13 protein-coding genes are annotated in these 14,501 nt (G+C 71.3%); 7 read left to right on the forward strand and 6 right to left on the reverse strand.

The features are described from left to right. Window positions 1-65: 65 nt before the first annotated feature. On the reverse strand, window positions 66-1,838 hold the full coding sequence (locus ACFZBP_RS26945) for a biotin carboxylase N-terminal domain-containing protein (protein WP_391416743.1): 1,773 nt from the start codon (window positions 1,836-1,838) through the stop codon (window positions 66-68). A 360-nt stretch (window positions 1,839-2,198) separates the two neighbouring features. Between ACFZBP_RS26945 and ACFZBP_RS26950 the strand changes: the two genes are divergently transcribed. After that, a complete protein-coding gene (locus ACFZBP_RS26950) occupies window positions 2,199-2,705 on the forward strand; it encodes a hypothetical protein (protein ID WP_383455605.1) in 507 nt (168 codons plus the stop codon). Here ACFZBP_RS26950 and ACFZBP_RS26955 read toward each other — a convergent pair. Both ACFZBP_RS26955 and mmpB read right to left on the reverse strand, forming a co-directional pair. Further along, entirely contained in the window at window positions 2,674-3,294 is a 621-nt protein-coding gene (locus tag ACFZBP_RS26955) for a Maf family protein (RefSeq protein ID WP_383455602.1), read from the reverse strand. The genes ACFZBP_RS26950 and ACFZBP_RS26955 overlap by 32 nt on opposite strands. 31 nt (window positions 3,295-3,325) lie before the next feature. Next, the gene (gene mmpB / locus ACFZBP_RS26960) at window positions 3,326-3,454 is read right to left on the reverse strand and encodes a morphogenic membrane protein MmpB (RefSeq protein ID WP_093747104.1); all 129 of its coding nucleotides are present in this window, start codon (window positions 3,452-3,454) and stop codon (window positions 3,326-3,328) included. Window positions 3,455-3,574: 120 nt separating this feature from the next. Between mmpB and ACFZBP_RS26965 the strand changes: the two genes are divergently transcribed. Then, window positions 3,575-4,705 (forward strand): GDSL-type esterase/lipase family protein, encoded by a 1,131-nt coding sequence (locus ACFZBP_RS26965; protein ID WP_391416747.1) that lies wholly within the window; start codon window positions 3,575-3,577, stop codon window positions 4,703-4,705. Between the two features lie 57 nt (window positions 4,706-4,762). Here ACFZBP_RS26965 and ACFZBP_RS26970 read toward each other — a convergent pair whose 3' ends face one another. Both ACFZBP_RS26970 and ACFZBP_RS26975 read right to left on the reverse strand, forming a co-directional pair. Further along, window positions 4,763-4,972 carry an acyl-CoA carboxylase epsilon subunit gene (locus ACFZBP_RS26970; RefSeq protein WP_383455596.1) on the reverse strand — a complete coding sequence of 70 codons (210 nt, stop codon included), beginning with the start codon at window positions 4,970-4,972 and terminating at the stop codon, window positions 4,763-4,765. Between the two features lie 17 nt (window positions 4,973-4,989). Further along, the gene (locus tag ACFZBP_RS26975; RefSeq protein WP_383455594.1) at window positions 4,990-6,603 is read right to left on the reverse strand and encodes an acyl-CoA carboxylase subunit beta; all 1,614 of its coding nucleotides are present in this window, start codon (window positions 6,601-6,603) and stop codon (window positions 4,990-4,992) included. Between the two features lie 110 nt (window positions 6,604-6,713). Between ACFZBP_RS26975 and ACFZBP_RS26980 the strand changes: the two genes are divergently transcribed. The 5 genes from ACFZBP_RS26980 (at window position 6,714) to hutH (ending at window position 13,645) form a co-directional block, all read left to right on the forward strand. Beyond that, entirely contained in the window at window positions 6,714-7,574 is an 861-nt protein-coding gene (locus ACFZBP_RS26980; RefSeq protein WP_383455592.1) for a biotin--[acetyl-CoA-carboxylase] ligase, read from the forward strand. 143 nt (window positions 7,575-7,717) lie between these two features. After that, on the forward strand, window positions 7,718-8,851 hold the full coding sequence (locus ACFZBP_RS26985; protein ID WP_062721964.1) for an adenylate/guanylate cyclase domain-containing protein: 1,134 nt from the start codon (window positions 7,718-7,720) through the stop codon (window positions 8,849-8,851). Between the two features lie 985 nt (window positions 8,852-9,836). Continuing rightward, window positions 9,837-10,643, forward strand: a complete 807-nt coding sequence (locus ACFZBP_RS26990) for an enoyl-CoA hydratase-related protein (RefSeq protein WP_391416751.1) — start codon at window positions 9,837-9,839, stop codon at window positions 10,641-10,643. A 136-nt stretch (window positions 10,644-10,779) separates the two neighbouring features. Continuing rightward, window positions 10,780-11,925: a diguanylate cyclase domain-containing protein gene (locus tag ACFZBP_RS26995; RefSeq protein WP_383455582.1), complete on the forward strand. Its 1,146-nt coding sequence runs from the start codon at window positions 10,780-10,782 to the stop codon at window positions 11,923-11,925. A 181-nt stretch (window positions 11,926-12,106) separates the two neighbouring features. Beyond that, window positions 12,107-13,645, forward strand: a complete 1,539-nt coding sequence (gene hutH, locus ACFZBP_RS27000) for a histidine ammonia-lyase (protein ID WP_391416916.1) — start codon at window positions 12,107-12,109, stop codon at window positions 13,643-13,645. A 54-nt stretch (window positions 13,646-13,699) separates the two neighbouring features. Here the strand turns inward: hutH and ACFZBP_RS27005 are convergent, their stop codons facing one another. Beyond that, window positions 13,700-14,461, reverse strand: coding sequence for a hypothetical protein (locus ACFZBP_RS27005; RefSeq protein ID WP_391416754.1), 762 nt, complete (start codon window positions 14,459-14,461; stop codon window positions 13,700-13,702). Window positions 14,462-14,501: the final 40 nt, after the last annotated feature.

The following is a 14,501-nucleotide window of genomic DNA, read 5'->3' on the forward strand; positions in this document are numbered from 1 at the left end:
GATGAAAAGAGGCGCCCGAGGGGCTGATCGCTCAGCCCGCCGGGCGCCCCGGGATGTCGTACGACTCAGTCCTTGATCTCGCAGATCGCGGCGCCCGAGGTGAGGGAGGCGCCGACCTCGGCGGACAGGCCCTTGACGGTGCCGGACTTGTGGGCGTTCAGGGGCTGTTCCATCTTCATCGCCTCGAGGACGACGATCAGGTCGCCTTCCTTGACCTCCTGGCCCTCCTCGACGGCCACCTTGACGATGGTGCCCTGCATCGGGGAGGCGAGGGTGTCACCGGAGGCCGCGGGGCCGGACTTCTTGGCCGCGCGACGCTTGGGCTTGGCGCCGGCGGCGAGGCCGGTGCGGGCCAGCGACATGCCGAGCGAGGACGGGAGGGAGACCTCCAGGCGCTTGCCGCCGACCTCGACGACGATCGTCTCGCGGTCCGGGTCCTCGTCCGTCTCGGTGTCGGCGGGGGCCGCGAAGGGCTTGATCTCGTTGACGAACTCGGTCTCGATCCAGCGGGTGTGGACCGTGAACGGGTCCTGGCTGCCGGTCAGTTCCGGTGCGAACGCCGGGTCCTTGACGACCGCGCGGTGGAACGGGATGGCCGTGGCCATGCCCTCGACCTGGAACTCCTCCAGCGCGCGGGCCGCACGCTGCAGGGCCTGCTGCCGGGTGGCGCCGGTGACGATCAGCTTGGCGAGGAGGGAGTCCCAGGCCGGGCCGATCACGCTGCCGGACTCGACGCCCGCGTCCAGGCGGACGCCAGGGCCGGTCGGCGGGGCGAAGGTGGTCACCGTGCCGGGGGCGGGCAGGAAGCCCCGGCCCGGGTCCTCGCCGTTGATGCGGAACTCGAAGGAATGGCCGCGCAGGACCGGGTCGCCGTAGCCGAGTTCCTCGCCGTCGGCGATGCGGAACATCTCGCGCACGAGGTCGATGCCGGTGACCTCCTCGGTGACCGGGTGCTCGACCTGGAGGCGGGTGTTGACCTCCAGGAAGGAGATCGTGCCGTCGAGGCCGACCAGGAACTCGACCGTGCCGGCGCCGACGTAGCCGGCCTCCTTGAGGATCGCCTTGGACGCGGAGTACAGCTCGGCGACCTGGGCCTCGGAGAGGAACGGCGCGGGGGCCTCCTCGACGAGCTTCTGGTGGCGGCGCTGCAGCGAGCAGTCACGGGTGGAGACGACGACCACGTTGCCGTGGGTGTCGGCGAGGCACTGGGTCTCGACGTGACGCGGCTTGTCCAGGTAGCGCTCGACGAAGCACTCGCCGCGGCCGAAGGCGGCGACCGCCTCGCGGACGGCCGAGTCGTACAGCTCCGGCACCTCTTCGAGGGTGCGGGCGACCTTCAGGCCGCGTCCGCCACCGCCGAAGGCGGCCTTGATGGCGATCGGCAGGCCGTGCTCCTCGGCGAACGCCACGACCTCGTCCGCGCCGGACACCGGGTCGGGCGTGCCGGCGACGAGCGGGGCACCGGCACGCTGGGCGATGTGCCGGGCGGCGACCTTGTCGCCGAGGTCGCGGATGGCCTGCGGCGGCGGACCGATCCAGATGAGGCCGGCGTCGAGGACGGCCTGGGCGAAGTCGGCGTTCTCCGACAGGAAGCCGTAGCCGGGGTGGATGGCGTCCGCGCCCGACTCGCGCGCCGCGTTCAGCACCTTGTCGATGTCCAGGTAGCTGGTCGCCGGAGTGTCACCACCCAGGGCGAACGCCTCATCCGCGGCGCGGACATGCAGAGCGTCCCGGTCCGGGTCGGCGTATACGGCCACGCTCGCGATGCCGGCATCCCGGCAGGCCCGGGCCACGCGGACAGCGATTTCGCCACGGTTGGCGATGAGCACCTTGCGCACGATTGAGGCTCCCTCCTTGAAACAAGCCGAGTTTAGGGACTGCCGACACGCCACATCGACCCGTCCCCAGTGGTGAGCTTGCCCACACGGAGCGTGATTCCAGGCTCGCTCGACCTGCGAAATCCCATGTCGCGCCCGGGCACGCAGGTCTCTCCCGGAAAACCCTAGCCCTCCGCTGTGGTCAAGGTCTCTGTCATCACGTGCTGCGGGCCACTCGGTTTCTTTGTGGAATCCCTACGAATGGCCCAATGATTCTTTGCCGACGCCCGAACCCTTGTCCCGGGGTTTACCCGTTAGTAGCGTTCGCGATGTCTCGTCCGTACTTGGAGTAACAGAGCGCTCGGAAGTAGGTGGGGGCCGGTGGTGCGCAGGCCGGTGGCGTGGGTGGTGGCGGTCGTGCTCTTCGTCGAGGGGCTCGGTGTCGCGGCGCTTCAGTGGTTCCTAGGGGTCGTGGTCGACCGTCAGGACATGTCCTTGGCGGGCCTCGACCCGGACGTGATGTCGCTGTCCTCGAAGATCGGCGGGGTCGTCTTCGGCGCCTACTTCGCGCTGTGTGGCCTGGTCGCCCTGCTCGTGGCCCTGCGCGACCGAGCCCCGGCCGGCTTCGGCCGCATCCTGCTGATCAGTGCGGCCGTGGTGCACGGGCTGCTGGGCGCGTTCGCCTGGGGGCTGGTGGGCTGGACGGCGTTCCTGTTCATGGTCGTCGTGCTCGGCCTGATAGTGCTGCTGCTCATGACGTACGACGCCCAGGCCGCGCCCGGCTCCGCGGAGCCCGCCGACGCCGCGCCCGACGGGGGCACCGGCGGGGACGGCGCCCCGGCGGGCGGCTCCCCGGTCAGTCCTCCGCCGGCGCCCACAACTCCGTGATGCCGACGCCCAGTTGCCCCAGCAGTCGTCGCACCAGCGGCAGACTGATGCCGATCACGTTGCCGTGGTCGCCGTCGATGCCGTCGATGAACGGGGCCGAGCGGCCGTCGAGGGTGAACGCCCCGGCGACGTAGAGCGGTTCGCCGGAGGCGACGTACGCGGCGATCTCCTCGTCGGTCGGCTCGCCGAAGCGGACGACCGTGGAGGCGGTGGCGGAGGTGTACCGGCCGGTCACGGTGTCGTAGACGCAGTGGCCGGTCTGGAGCGTGCCCGCCCGGCCGCGCATCGACTTCCAGCGCGCCGTGGCCTCCTCGGCGTCAGCCGGCTTGCCCAGGGCCTGGCCGTCCAGGTCGAGGACCGAGTCGCAGCCGATCACGATCGCACCCTTGACCTCGGGCCTGGCCGCCACGACGGAGGCCTTCGCCTCGGCGAGGGCCAGCGCCAGGTCGGCGGGGGTGGGTGCGGTGACGGCTTCCTCGTCGACGCCGCTCACGATGACCTCGGGGTCCAGGCCGGCCTGGCGCAGCAGATTGAGCCGGGCGGGGGACTGGGAGGCCAGGACGAGCCGGCGGCGGGGCTGATCAGTCATACGGCCAGCGTATCGGCGCGCCCGGCCGGGCTCACCTCAGCCCGAGCACGATCATCGTGAGCACCATGGCCAGCGCCATGAGAACGCCCAGCCGCCGCAACATCTCCTGCATGTCGCGCAGTTCCTTGGGCGGCTCGTTCTCGGGGTCGGACCACAGCATGCCTTCCATCGTCGGCCGGGACTCCGTGGTGGCGCCTGAGTACGCATACTCAACTTCTCCCTAAACGGTGCTAGTGTTCCAATAACTAAAGGGTCCACAGTTCCGTTTGGAGGGTGTGCCGTGTTCACCGCTTCCTGGATCGCGTCACCGCAGCTGCCCAGCGAGGGCTTCACGCCCAACTGGTCCCGCGAGGGCTTCTGGCGCCAGTCGCTGCGGCAGGTCGTACGGCTGTCGGCGGGAGGTGACCGGGTGCGGGTGCGGCTGTCGAACGCGTACGGGGCATCGCCCGTCCGGATCGCGGCCGCGAGCGTGGGCCGCACGGCCCCGGGGGCCGGCGTGGAGCCGGGATCGCTCGTGCGGCTGACCTTCGGGGGCGCGGCGGACGCCGACATACCCGCGCGCGCGGAACTGGTCAGCGATGACATCCCGCTCGCCCTGGCCGCCGGCGAGTCGCTGACCGTCACCCTGTACTTCGACACCACCACCGGGCCCGCGACCTTCCACGCCCAGGCCTTCACGCGCAGCTACCGGGGCGAGGGCGACCTGTCGGGGGACGCGGGCGGCGAGAGGTTCGACGGGGTGACGGAGTCCTGGTACTTCCTGTCGGCGGTCGAGGTCGATTCCGGGCGCACGGACGCCGTCGCGCTCCTCGGGGACTCGATCACGGACGGGTTCGGCTCGACGCCGGGCGCGGACCGGCGCTGGTCCGACGCCCTCGCCGAGCGCACGGGCCGGCCCGTCCTGAACGCCGGGATCGGCGGGAACCTGCTGCTCAACGACTCCGCCTGGTACGGCGACGGTGGCCTCCGGCGGTTGCGCCGGGACGTCCTCGACCGGCCCGGCGTGGACACGCTCGTCGTCCTTCTCGGGCTGAACGACATCGGCTTCAGCGAGACGGACGAGCAGCCGACCTACAAGCCGGCGCCGGTGGTGGAGGCGGGAGAACTCATCGCCGGGCACCGGGAGTTGATACGGCAGGGCAGGGCGGCGGGACTGCGGGTCGTCGGGGCGACTCTGCTGCCGTTCGGGGGCTCGGACCACTGGGGCGAGCGGGCCGCCAAGGTGAGTCACGAGCTGAACGAGTGGATTCGGTGCGCGGGGGAGTACGACGCGGTGGTGGATCTCGGGCGGGCGTTGGCCGATCCGGGGGATCCGGATCGGCTGCGCCCGGCGTACGACTTCGGTGATCATCTGCACCCCAATGACACGGGGTACACGGTGATGGCGGAGGAAACTGCGCGCCGTTTGTGACTGCCGGTGCATCGTGGCTGGTCGCGCAGTTCCCCGCGCCCCTCAAGGGCGTTCCACCTAGCTTGGCCAGTAAGTACGCGCCCATGTCGTCGGGCCCGGCTGTGGCACCCTCTGGGCCGCGATGCGGGCCGGGTCGGACCAGGAGTCGCGGGGTGTCGGCGCGCCGGGCGGGAGGGCGGACTCCGCCGCGGCGCGGGCGCGGACCACCGCCAGGGCGGCGGCCAGCTCCTCCGGTGTGGGGTTGCCCCGTAGGACCTTGATGTTCATGACGGCTCCCAGCAGGCCTAGAGGGGGATGTTGCCGTGCTTCTTCGGAGGCAGTGATTCCCGCTTCGTACGCAGCTGACGCAGGCCGCGCACGACGTGGCGGCGGGTGTCGGACGGCATGATGACGGAGTCGATGTAGCCGCGCTCGGCCGCGATGTAGGGGTTGAGGAGGGTGTCCTCGTACTCCTGGATCAGCCGGGCGCGCACCGCCTCCAGGTCGTCGCCGTTCGCCTCCGCCTCGGCGATGGTGCGCCGGTGCAGGATGTTGACCGCGCCCTGGGCGCCCATGACGGCGATCTGGGCGGTGGGCCAGGCGAGGTTGAGGTCGGCGCCGAGGTGCTTGGAGCCCATGACGTCGTAGGCGCCGCCGAAGGCCTTGCGGGTGATCACCGTGATCAGCGGGACCGTCGCCTCGGCGTAGGCGTAGATCAGCTTGGCGCCGCGGCGGATGATGCCGTCGTGCTCCTGGTCGACACCGGGCAGGAAGCCGGGGACGTCGACGAAGGTGATGACCGGGACGTTGAAGGCGTCGCAGGTGCGCACGAAGCGGGCGGCCTTCTCGCTGGCCTGGATGTCGAGGCAGCCGGCGAACTGCATCGGCTGGTTGGCGACGATCCCGACCGGACGGCCCTCGACCCGGCCGAAGCCGGTGAGGATGTTCGGCGCGAACAGCGGCTGCGTCTCGAAGAACTCGGCGTCGTCCAGGACGTGTTCGATCACCGTGTGCATGTCGTACGGCTGGTTCGCGCTGTCCGGCACGATGCGGTCCAGCTCGCGGTCCTCGTCCGTGACGGCGAGGTCCGCCTCCTCCGGGAACGCCGGGGCCTCGGACAGGTTGTTGGACGGCAGGTACGACAGCAGCTGCTTGACGTACTCGATGGCGTCCTTCTCGTCCCCGGCCATGTGGTGCGCCACGCCGGAGGCCGAGTTGTGGGTCCGTGCCCCGCCCAGCTCCTCGAAGCCGACGTCCTCGCCGGTGACCGTCTTGATGACGTCCGGGCCGGTGATGAACATGTGCGAGGTCTGGTCGACCATGATCGTGAAGTCGGTGATGGCGGGGGAGTACACCGCACCGCCCGCGCACGGGCCGACGACCAGGCTGATCTGCGGGATGACCCCGGACGCGTGCGTGTTGCGGCGGAAGATCTCGCCGTACGCGCCCAGCGAGGCCACACCCTCCTGGATACGGGCACCGCCGGAGTCGTTGATGCCGATGACCGGACAGCCGGTCTTCAGCGCGAAGTCCATGACCTTGACGATCTTCTGGCCGTAGACCTCGCCCAGCGCACCGCCGAACACGGTGAAGTCCTGGGAGAACACGGCGACGGGGCGGCCGTCGACCGTGCCGTACCCGGTGACGACACCGTCGCCGTAGGGGCGGTTCTTCTCCAGGCCGAAGTTGGTGGAGCGGTGCCGGGCGAACTCGTCGAGCTCGACGAAGGAGTCCTCGTCGAGGAGGAGCTCGATGCGCTCACGGGCCGTCAACTTGCCCTTGGCGTGCTGCTTTTCGACGGCGCGAGCGGAGCCGGCGTGCGTCGCTTCCTCGATACGGCGCTGGAGATCCGCGAGCTTGCCCGCGGTCGTGTGGATGTCGATCCCTTGGATCTCGTGACGCTCTTCCGGCTCGGACATCGGGATGGCGCTCCCTGCCTGCTCAAAAGGGGGGACGGTTACTCATCCGTAGAGTAGTGGGGGGCCTACGAATCAGCAGTGCGGCGTTTCACACACCTAGGGTGGCTTGCATGACGCCGCGAGATGCATCAGACGACAGCCGTTGGTCCGACCTGGACCGTCCGCCGCTGAACGCCGCCGCGCTGCGGCGCGGCCTCGTGCGGGAGGGCGGGCTGTGGAGCGAGGTGGAGGTCGTGCAGCGCACCGGCTCCACCAACACCGACCTGGTGGCCCTGGCGACCGCGGGCAAGGCGGCCGAGGGCGCCGTCCTCGTCGCCGAGGAGCAGACGGCCGGCAAGGGGCGCCTGGACCGCCAGTGGACGGCACCGGCCCGCTCCGGGCTGTTCTTCTCCGTGCTCCTGAACCCGGCCGAGGTCCCGGCGGCCCGCTGGGGCTGGCTCCCGCTGCTCACGGGCGTCGCCGTGGCCACGGGGCTGTCCCGGGCGGCCGGCGTCGACACGGCACTCAAGTGGCCCAACGACCTGCTGGTGACCGTCGGCGGCCAGGAACGCAAGGCCGGCGGCATCCTCGCGGAGCGCGCGGGGGACGCGGGCGTCGTCGTCGGCGTCGGCATCAACGTCACCCTGCGTGAGGACGAGCTGCCGGTGCCCCAGGCGGGCTCACTGAGCCTCGCCGGAGCCGTCAGCACCGACCGCGATCCGCTGCTGCGGGGCATCCTGCGCTCGCTGGAGGAGTGGTACGGGCGCTGGCGGGCCGCCGCGGGCGACCCGGTGGTGAGCGAGCTCCAGGAGACGTACGCGGCGGGCTGCGCGACGCTGGGGAGGCAGGTGCGGGCCGAGCTGCCGGGGGACCGGTCGGTCACCGGCGAGGCCGTCGCGATCGACGGTGACGGGCGGTTGGTGCTGGCCACCGGGGAAGGCGTGCAGGAGCCCGTGGGCGCGGGGGACATCGTGCACTTGCGGTTGGCGTGAGTTCGGTCGGCGTGAAGTCGGTCGGCGTGGGTTCGGTCGGTGTGAGTTCGGCTCCCCGGCCTTCCGGAGTGAGGTGGCCCACACCTGCCGTAAAGTGAAGGCCGGTCGATTACTGACCGCGGCAGATCGGAAGGGCAGCAGGCGTGACCGTCGACGACACGGGCTCCGGCACGGGCGCGGACGGCCGGGTGGACCCCCATGCCGCCGAACCCGGCGAGGACAATCCGCTCGCCCTGCGCCTGGAAGGCCTCATCCTCGGCGCCGAGCGGCGCTACACCCCGTTTCAGGCGGCCCGCAGCGCCGGTGTCTCCATGGAGCTGGCGTCCCGCTTCTGGCGGGCCATGGGCTTCGCCGACATCGGACAGGCCAAGGCGCTGACCGAGGCCGACGTACTGGCGCTCAGGCGCCTCGCCGGTCTCGTCGAGGCGGGCCTGCTCAGCGAGGCCATGGCCGTGCAGGTGGCGCGGTCCACCGGGCAGACCACCGCCCGGCTGGCCGAGTGGCAGATCGACTCCTTCCTGGAGGGGCTGACCGAGCCGCCGGAGCCGGGGATGACCCGGACCGAGGTGACGTACCCGATCATCGAGCTGCTCCTGCCCGAGCTGGAGGAGTTCCTCGTCTACGTCTGGCGCCGCCAGCTCGCCGCCTCGGCCGGCCGGGTCATCCAGGCCGCCGACGACGAGGAGATGGTCGACCGGCGCCTGGCCGTCGGCTTCGCCGACCTCGTCGGCTTCACCCGGCTGACCCGCCGCATGGAGGAGGAGGAACTCGGCGAGCTCGTCGAGGCCTTCGAGACCACGGCTGCGGACCTGGTCGCCGCGCGCGGCGGGCGACTGATCAAGACGCTCGGCGACGAGGTCCTGTACGCCGCCGACGACGCGGGGGTCGCGGCGGAGATCGCTCTGCGGCTCATCGAGACGATGGCGGGCGACGAGACGATGCCCGAGCTGCGGGTCGGCATCGCGTTCGGCACGGTGACCACTCGAATGGGCGATGTGTTCGGTACGACCGTGAATCTCGCCTCCCGGCTGACATCGATAGCTCCGCGGGACGCCGTGCTGGTCGACAGCGCGTTCGCCGAGGAACTCATTCGAACGGGTGAGGCGCCCGCGTCCGAGGCGGAGGCGGCGGAGGCCGCTGCCGCCGCGGAGAAGGAGGGCGAGGAGGCGCCGGTGTACCGGTTCGCGTTGCAGCCGATGTGGCAGCGGCCGGTGCGAGGGTTGGGCGTGGTGGAGCCGTGGTTGTTGACGCGCAGGGCTGCCGCCGGGGGCGAGTGAGCGCCGTTGGGGTTGCGCTGTTCTTTCGGGTGCGGGTGCGTTGTGGCTTGTCGCGCCCACGCGGCGGAGCCGCAATTGATACAGCCCCGCACCCCTTCAGGGCGTTGCTGTGCTCGGGGTTTTCAGTCGTCGTTTGTTGCGCGGTCCACGCACAGGCCGATGATCGGTACGCAGACTGAGTCCTCGGCTGGGTGATCCGGCTGGGGGGTCGGGGGGTTTGTCGTCGGTCGGCTGGGGGGTGGGGTGGGGGTCGGCCGGGGTGCCTGGTCGGTCGGTGCTGGTGGGCGGGGTGCGGTCGGGGTGGCGGTCGGCCTCGTGACAGGGCGTGGTGGGGGGTTGGTCGTCGGTACGACGATCGTCGTCGATGTCGGTGTCGTGTTCAGGCCGCCCATGGCGGAGGTTGTCGACGGGCTCGGCTTCGGGACTGTGGCGGCGGCGTTCGCCGAGCGGCCCGAGTCCGTGTCCGTGCTCGCGTCCGTGTCCGCGGCTGTGTCGGTGATCGTGTCGGAGGCCGGGGCGGGCTCTGTTTCTGTCGCGCCCAGGCCGGCCACCTCCGCCTCCGGCGTCAGGCGTACGAGGCTCAGGGCGCCGGCCGCCAGGGCGAGGCCGCCGGCTGCGAGGAGGACCTTGCGGCGGCGGGGGCGACGGTGACGGCCGCGGGAGCCGAAGAGGCGGGCGCCGACTGTCTCACCGTCCGCGTCGGCGGTCGCGCCGGGTTCCGTCCCGGTTTCCCGCACTGATTCCGTCGCTCTTCTCGTCGTTCCGCTCATCACGACCCCTCCCCGCCCGCTCGCGCCCCCGATGCGCCGTGGCTCGCGCACGCTATGCGCTGGCATCGGCGGTAGGGCGGGAGTTGGGCGGGATGTCACTCGAACGGGGTGTCGGGGCTCGACTCGGGGATCGCCGGTGGTGGCTCTTTCCCCGGAGGGGCCCGGCTGCGATGATCGGGGCGAGTGTTGTTAACCCGCGTTAACCGGAGGGTGTCATGAGCGAGGAGCGGTACGGGGAGTTCGTGCTGGTGCGGCGGCACGGTGACGGGGTCGGGCATGTTGCGGAACTCGTCCTCGACCGGCCCAAGGCCATGAACGCCGTCTCGACGGAGATGGCCCGTTCGATCGCGGGGGCGTGCGCGGCGCTGGGCGCGGACCGTGACGTACGGGTGGTGGTGCTGACCTCGACCCATGAGCGGGCGTTCTGCGTCGGGGCGGATCTGAAGGAGCGGAACTCGTTCAGTGACGCCGATCTGGTGCGGCAGCGGCCCGTGGCGCGGGGGGCCTACACGGGGGTGCTGGAGCTGCCGGTGCCGACGATCGCGGCGGTGCACGGGTTTGCGCTGGGGGGTGGCTTCGAGCTGGCGCTGTCGTGCGACGTGATCGTGGCGGACCGTACGGCCGTGGTGGGGCTGCCCGAGGTGTCGGTCGGGGTGATTCCGGGCGGTGGGGGTACGCAGCTGCTGCCGCGGCGGGTGGGGGCGGCCCGGGCGGCCGAGCTGATCTTCACGGCGCGGCGGGTCGAGGCCGTCGAGGCGCGGGAGCTGGGGCTGGTCGACGAGCTGGTCGAGGCGGGGCGGGACCGGGAGGAGGCGTTGGCGCTGGGGTCCCGGATCGCCGTGAACTCCCCGGTGGGCTTGCGCAACGCCAAGCGGGCGCTGCGGCTGGGGCAGGGGCTGGATCTGCGGGCCGGGCTGGAGGTGGAGGACTCGGCGTGGCGGGCCACGGCGTTCTCGGGGGACCGGGCGGAGGGGGTGGCGGCGTTCAACGAGAAGCGGAGGCCCGAGTGGCCGGGGGAGTGAGGGGCGACGTCTGTTGTTTGTCGCCTGATGCTCGGGGCCTTGCCGGTGCCGGTTCCGTGTCTGTGGCTGTGCCGGTGACCTCCCCGTTCGCCACGCCAACGTCCCAAAACGGGGTAAAACTCCCTAGCCTGGAGTGATGGGTGAGGACAGACGGCTCGCGGCCGTGGTGGCGTTGGCGCAGGGGATGGCGGCGGCGCACACCCCGCGTGAGTCCTGGCGGGCCGCGGCGCTCGGGGCGTGTCGGGCGTTGGCCGGGAGCTTCGCCGCGCTGTCGGTGTGGGAGCGGGAGCTCGGGCGGTTGCGGGTGCTCGTGAACGTGGGGGACCGCGCGGAGGGCGAGGAGGAGTTCCCCGGGGACGAGGCCTATCCGGTGCATCAGTTCCCGGAGATCGCCGAGTTCCTGCACGAGCGGTGGGCCGCCGGGGGTGAGCCCAACGCCTGGGTGGAGACGGCCGAGGGGCCCGCGACCGGGCATCCCGGGTACTGCCATCAGCGGGTCGCCGCTCTTCGGCGGCGTGGGCGGGGGTGCTGTGTGGTCGCGCCGCTCGTGCTGAACGGGCGGGCCTGGGGGGAGCTCTATGTCGCGCGTCCTGCCGGTGCGCCCGTCTTCGATCGGGGGGACGCCGATTTCGCCACCGTGCTCGCCTCCGTGGTGGCGGCGGGGCTTGCGCAGAGTGAGCGGTTGGAGGAGGCGCGGCGGTTGGCGTTCACCGATGCGTTGACCGGGCTGGCGAATCGGCGGGCCGTGGATGTGCGGTTGGAGGAGGCCGTTGAGCGGCATCGCAGTGAGGGGGTCGTGGTCAGCCTTGTCGTCTGTGATCTCAATGGGCTCAAGCGGGTCAACGACACCCAGGGGCATGCGGTCGGGGATCGGCTGTTGGAGCGGTTCGGGTCGGTGCTGTCGGTGTGTGGGGCGATGTTGCCGGGGGCGTTGGCCGGGCGGCTCGGGGGGGACGAGTTCTGTCTGCTGGCTGTGGGGTCGGCCGCGGATGAGGTGGTGAAGGCCGCGGATGAACTGTGTCGGCGGGCGGGGGAGTTGGAGTTGGGGGAGGGGGTCGCTTGTGGGGTGGCTTCCACCGAGGATGCGATCGGGGTGGTGCGGTCCGCGCGGCGGTTGTTCCGGTTGGCTGATGCCGCGCAGTATCGGGCCAAGGCTGTGCGGGCGGGGCGGCCTGTGGTGGCGGGGCGGGAGGGGCCGGACGATCCTGTGGTGCGGCTCGCCGACGAGCCCTTCGGGGAGGGGAGTGCGGAACGACGCCGCTTCCGGGGCCGACAGCCCTGAGCCTCCCTCGCCCCCGCCGCCCCCACCCGTCCCATCCCTGGGGGCTCCGCCCCGAGCCCCCTGATCGGCCCTCCGGGCCTCGTCCTCGAACGCCGGGCGGGCTGAAGATGCCTGTAAGGGGTGTGCCGGTCATCCACTAGTGACATCTTCGTCTTCACTGCGTACGCTCCTGAATATGGATATGCACACTGTGGTGGTGGGGACGTCCGGGGTCACCGCGTCCGACGTTCTTGCCGTGGCGCGGGGCGGGGCCCGGGTCGAGTTGGCCGGGGAGGCCGTCGCGGCGCTTGGGGCGGCGCGGGAGATCGTGGAGGCGTTGGCCGCCAAGCCGGACCCCGTCTATGGCGTCTCCACCGGCTTCGGGGCGCTGGCGACCCGGCACATCAGCCGGGAGTTGCGGGCCCAGTTGCAGCGGAACATCGTTCGTTCGCACGCCGCCGGGATGGGGCCGCGGGTGGAGCGGGAAGTCGTACGGGCGCTGATGTTCCTGCGGCTCAAGACCGTCTGCTCGGGGCACACGGGCGTACGGCCCGAGGTCGCGCAGACGATGGCCGACATCCTCAACGCCGGTATCACCCCCGTCGTCCACGAGTACGGCTCGCTCGGCTGCTCCGGTGACCTCGCTCCCCTGTCGCACTGCGCCCTCACGCTGATGGGCGAGGGGGACGCCGAGGGGCCGGACGGGGAGGTGCGGCCGGCCGGGGAACTGCTCGCCGCGCACGGCATCGCGCCCGTCGAGCTGCGTGAGAAGGAAGGGCTCGCCCTCCTCAACGGCACCGACGGCATGCTCGGGATGCTCGTCATGGCCCTCGCCGACCTCGACCTTCTCTACAAGTCCGCCGACGTCACCGCCGCGCTGAGCCTCGAAGGGCTCCTCGGGACCGACAAGGTGCTCGCCCCCGAGCTGCACGCCATCCGGCCGCACCCCGGGCAGGGCGCCGCCGCCGCCAACATGCTGGCCGTACTGAAGGGTTCGGGGCTGACCGGGCATCACCAGGACGACGCGCCGCGCGTGCAGGACGCGTACTCCGTGCGGTGCGCTCCGCAGGTCGCCGGGGCCGGACGGGACACCATGGCGCATGCGAGGGTCGTCGCGGAGCGGGAGCTGGCCTCCGCCGTCGACAACCCCGTCGTGCTGCCTGACGGGCGCGTCGAGTCCAACGGGAACTTCCACGGGGCGCCCGTCGCCTACGTCCTCGACTTCCTCGCCATCGCGGTCGCCGACCTCGCCTCCATCGCCGAGCGGCGCACCGACCGGCTGTTGGACAAGAACCGCAGCCACGGCCTGCCGCCGTTCCTCGCCGACGACGCGGGCGTCGACTCGGGCCTGATGATCGCTCAGTACACGCAGGCCGCCCTGGTCAGCGAGTTGAAGCGGCTGGCCGTGCCCGCGTCCGCCGACTCCATCCCGTCCTCCGCCATGCAGGAGGACCACGTCTCCATGGGCTGGTCGGCCGCGCGCAAGCTCCGTACCGCCGTCGACAACCTCACCCGTGTCCTCGCCGTCGAGCTGTACGCCGCCACCCGGGCCATCGAGCTGCGCGAAGGGCTCGCCCCCGCGCCGGCCTCGCAGGCCGTCATCGACGCCGTGCGGGCCGCCGGGGTCCAGGGCGCCGGACCGGACCGGTTCCTGGCACCCGACCTCGCGGCGGCCGACGCCTTCGTGCGCGGCGGGGAGCTGGTCGCCGCGGTGGAGAAGGTCACCGGGCCGCTCCAGTGACGCGTCAGGGGCCCTGTCGTACGGCCGACAGGGCCCCTGTGCGGTCGGAACCGGTTACTTCAGCTTGGCGGCCTGCGCCTCGATGAGCGCGGCCGGCACGTCGTACGCCTTGTCGGTCATCATCAGACCGAGGTTGATCGTGTAGTACGTGGCGATGGTGTTGCCGTGCCGCACCACCTCGACGTGCGTGGTGCCCACGTCGCCGTCGTCGTCGCTCACCGCGGCGAACGCCACCGACTCGTCACCGGCCCCGGACGCCTTCTCCGAGGTGATCTTGGTGAGCTTCTGCTCGCTGCCCTGCATGACGACGGGGAACCCGCCGGAGCAGCCCTCCACCGCGTCCGACACGGACTTGAAGGTGTCCTCGGCGCCGGAACCGTCGTACGACGACAGGCCCACGACCGTCAGGTTGAGGCTCATCGCGTCGGTCAGCGAGTCCTCGATCTCGCCCTCGCTCAGGTCCTCCAGCGACTTGGAGGCACTGTCGGTGGGCTTCTTCTTGTCCTCCGTGGTCATCACGGCCGCGCTCGAGGCCGCGTCACCCGGCGCCAGGCCGCCCATCGCGTAGGCGAGCGGCCGGCACTTCTCGTCGCTGCTCTTGACCTGGTCCTTGGACTTCGGCAGCTGCTTGCCGGAGGCGTCCACCTTGTAACCCTCGACATCGCCCTGCGCGATGATCGACTTCTTCAACTCCGCGGCCGAGAGCGCCTTCGCGTCGGAACCGCCGGAGTCACCCCCGCAACCCGTGACAAGGGCGAGCGACAGCGCGCTCACGGCAACCGTGGCGGCTACACGCACGCCCGATGATCTCTTCATGGGCGGACTATGAAGCCCGGGTGAAGGAAGCGTCAAGTCA

The sequence above is a fragment of the Streptomyces sp. NPDC008086 genome (genome assembly GCF_042957325.1).
GTDB lineage: Bacteria > Actinomycetota > Actinomycetes > Streptomycetales > Streptomycetaceae > Streptomyces.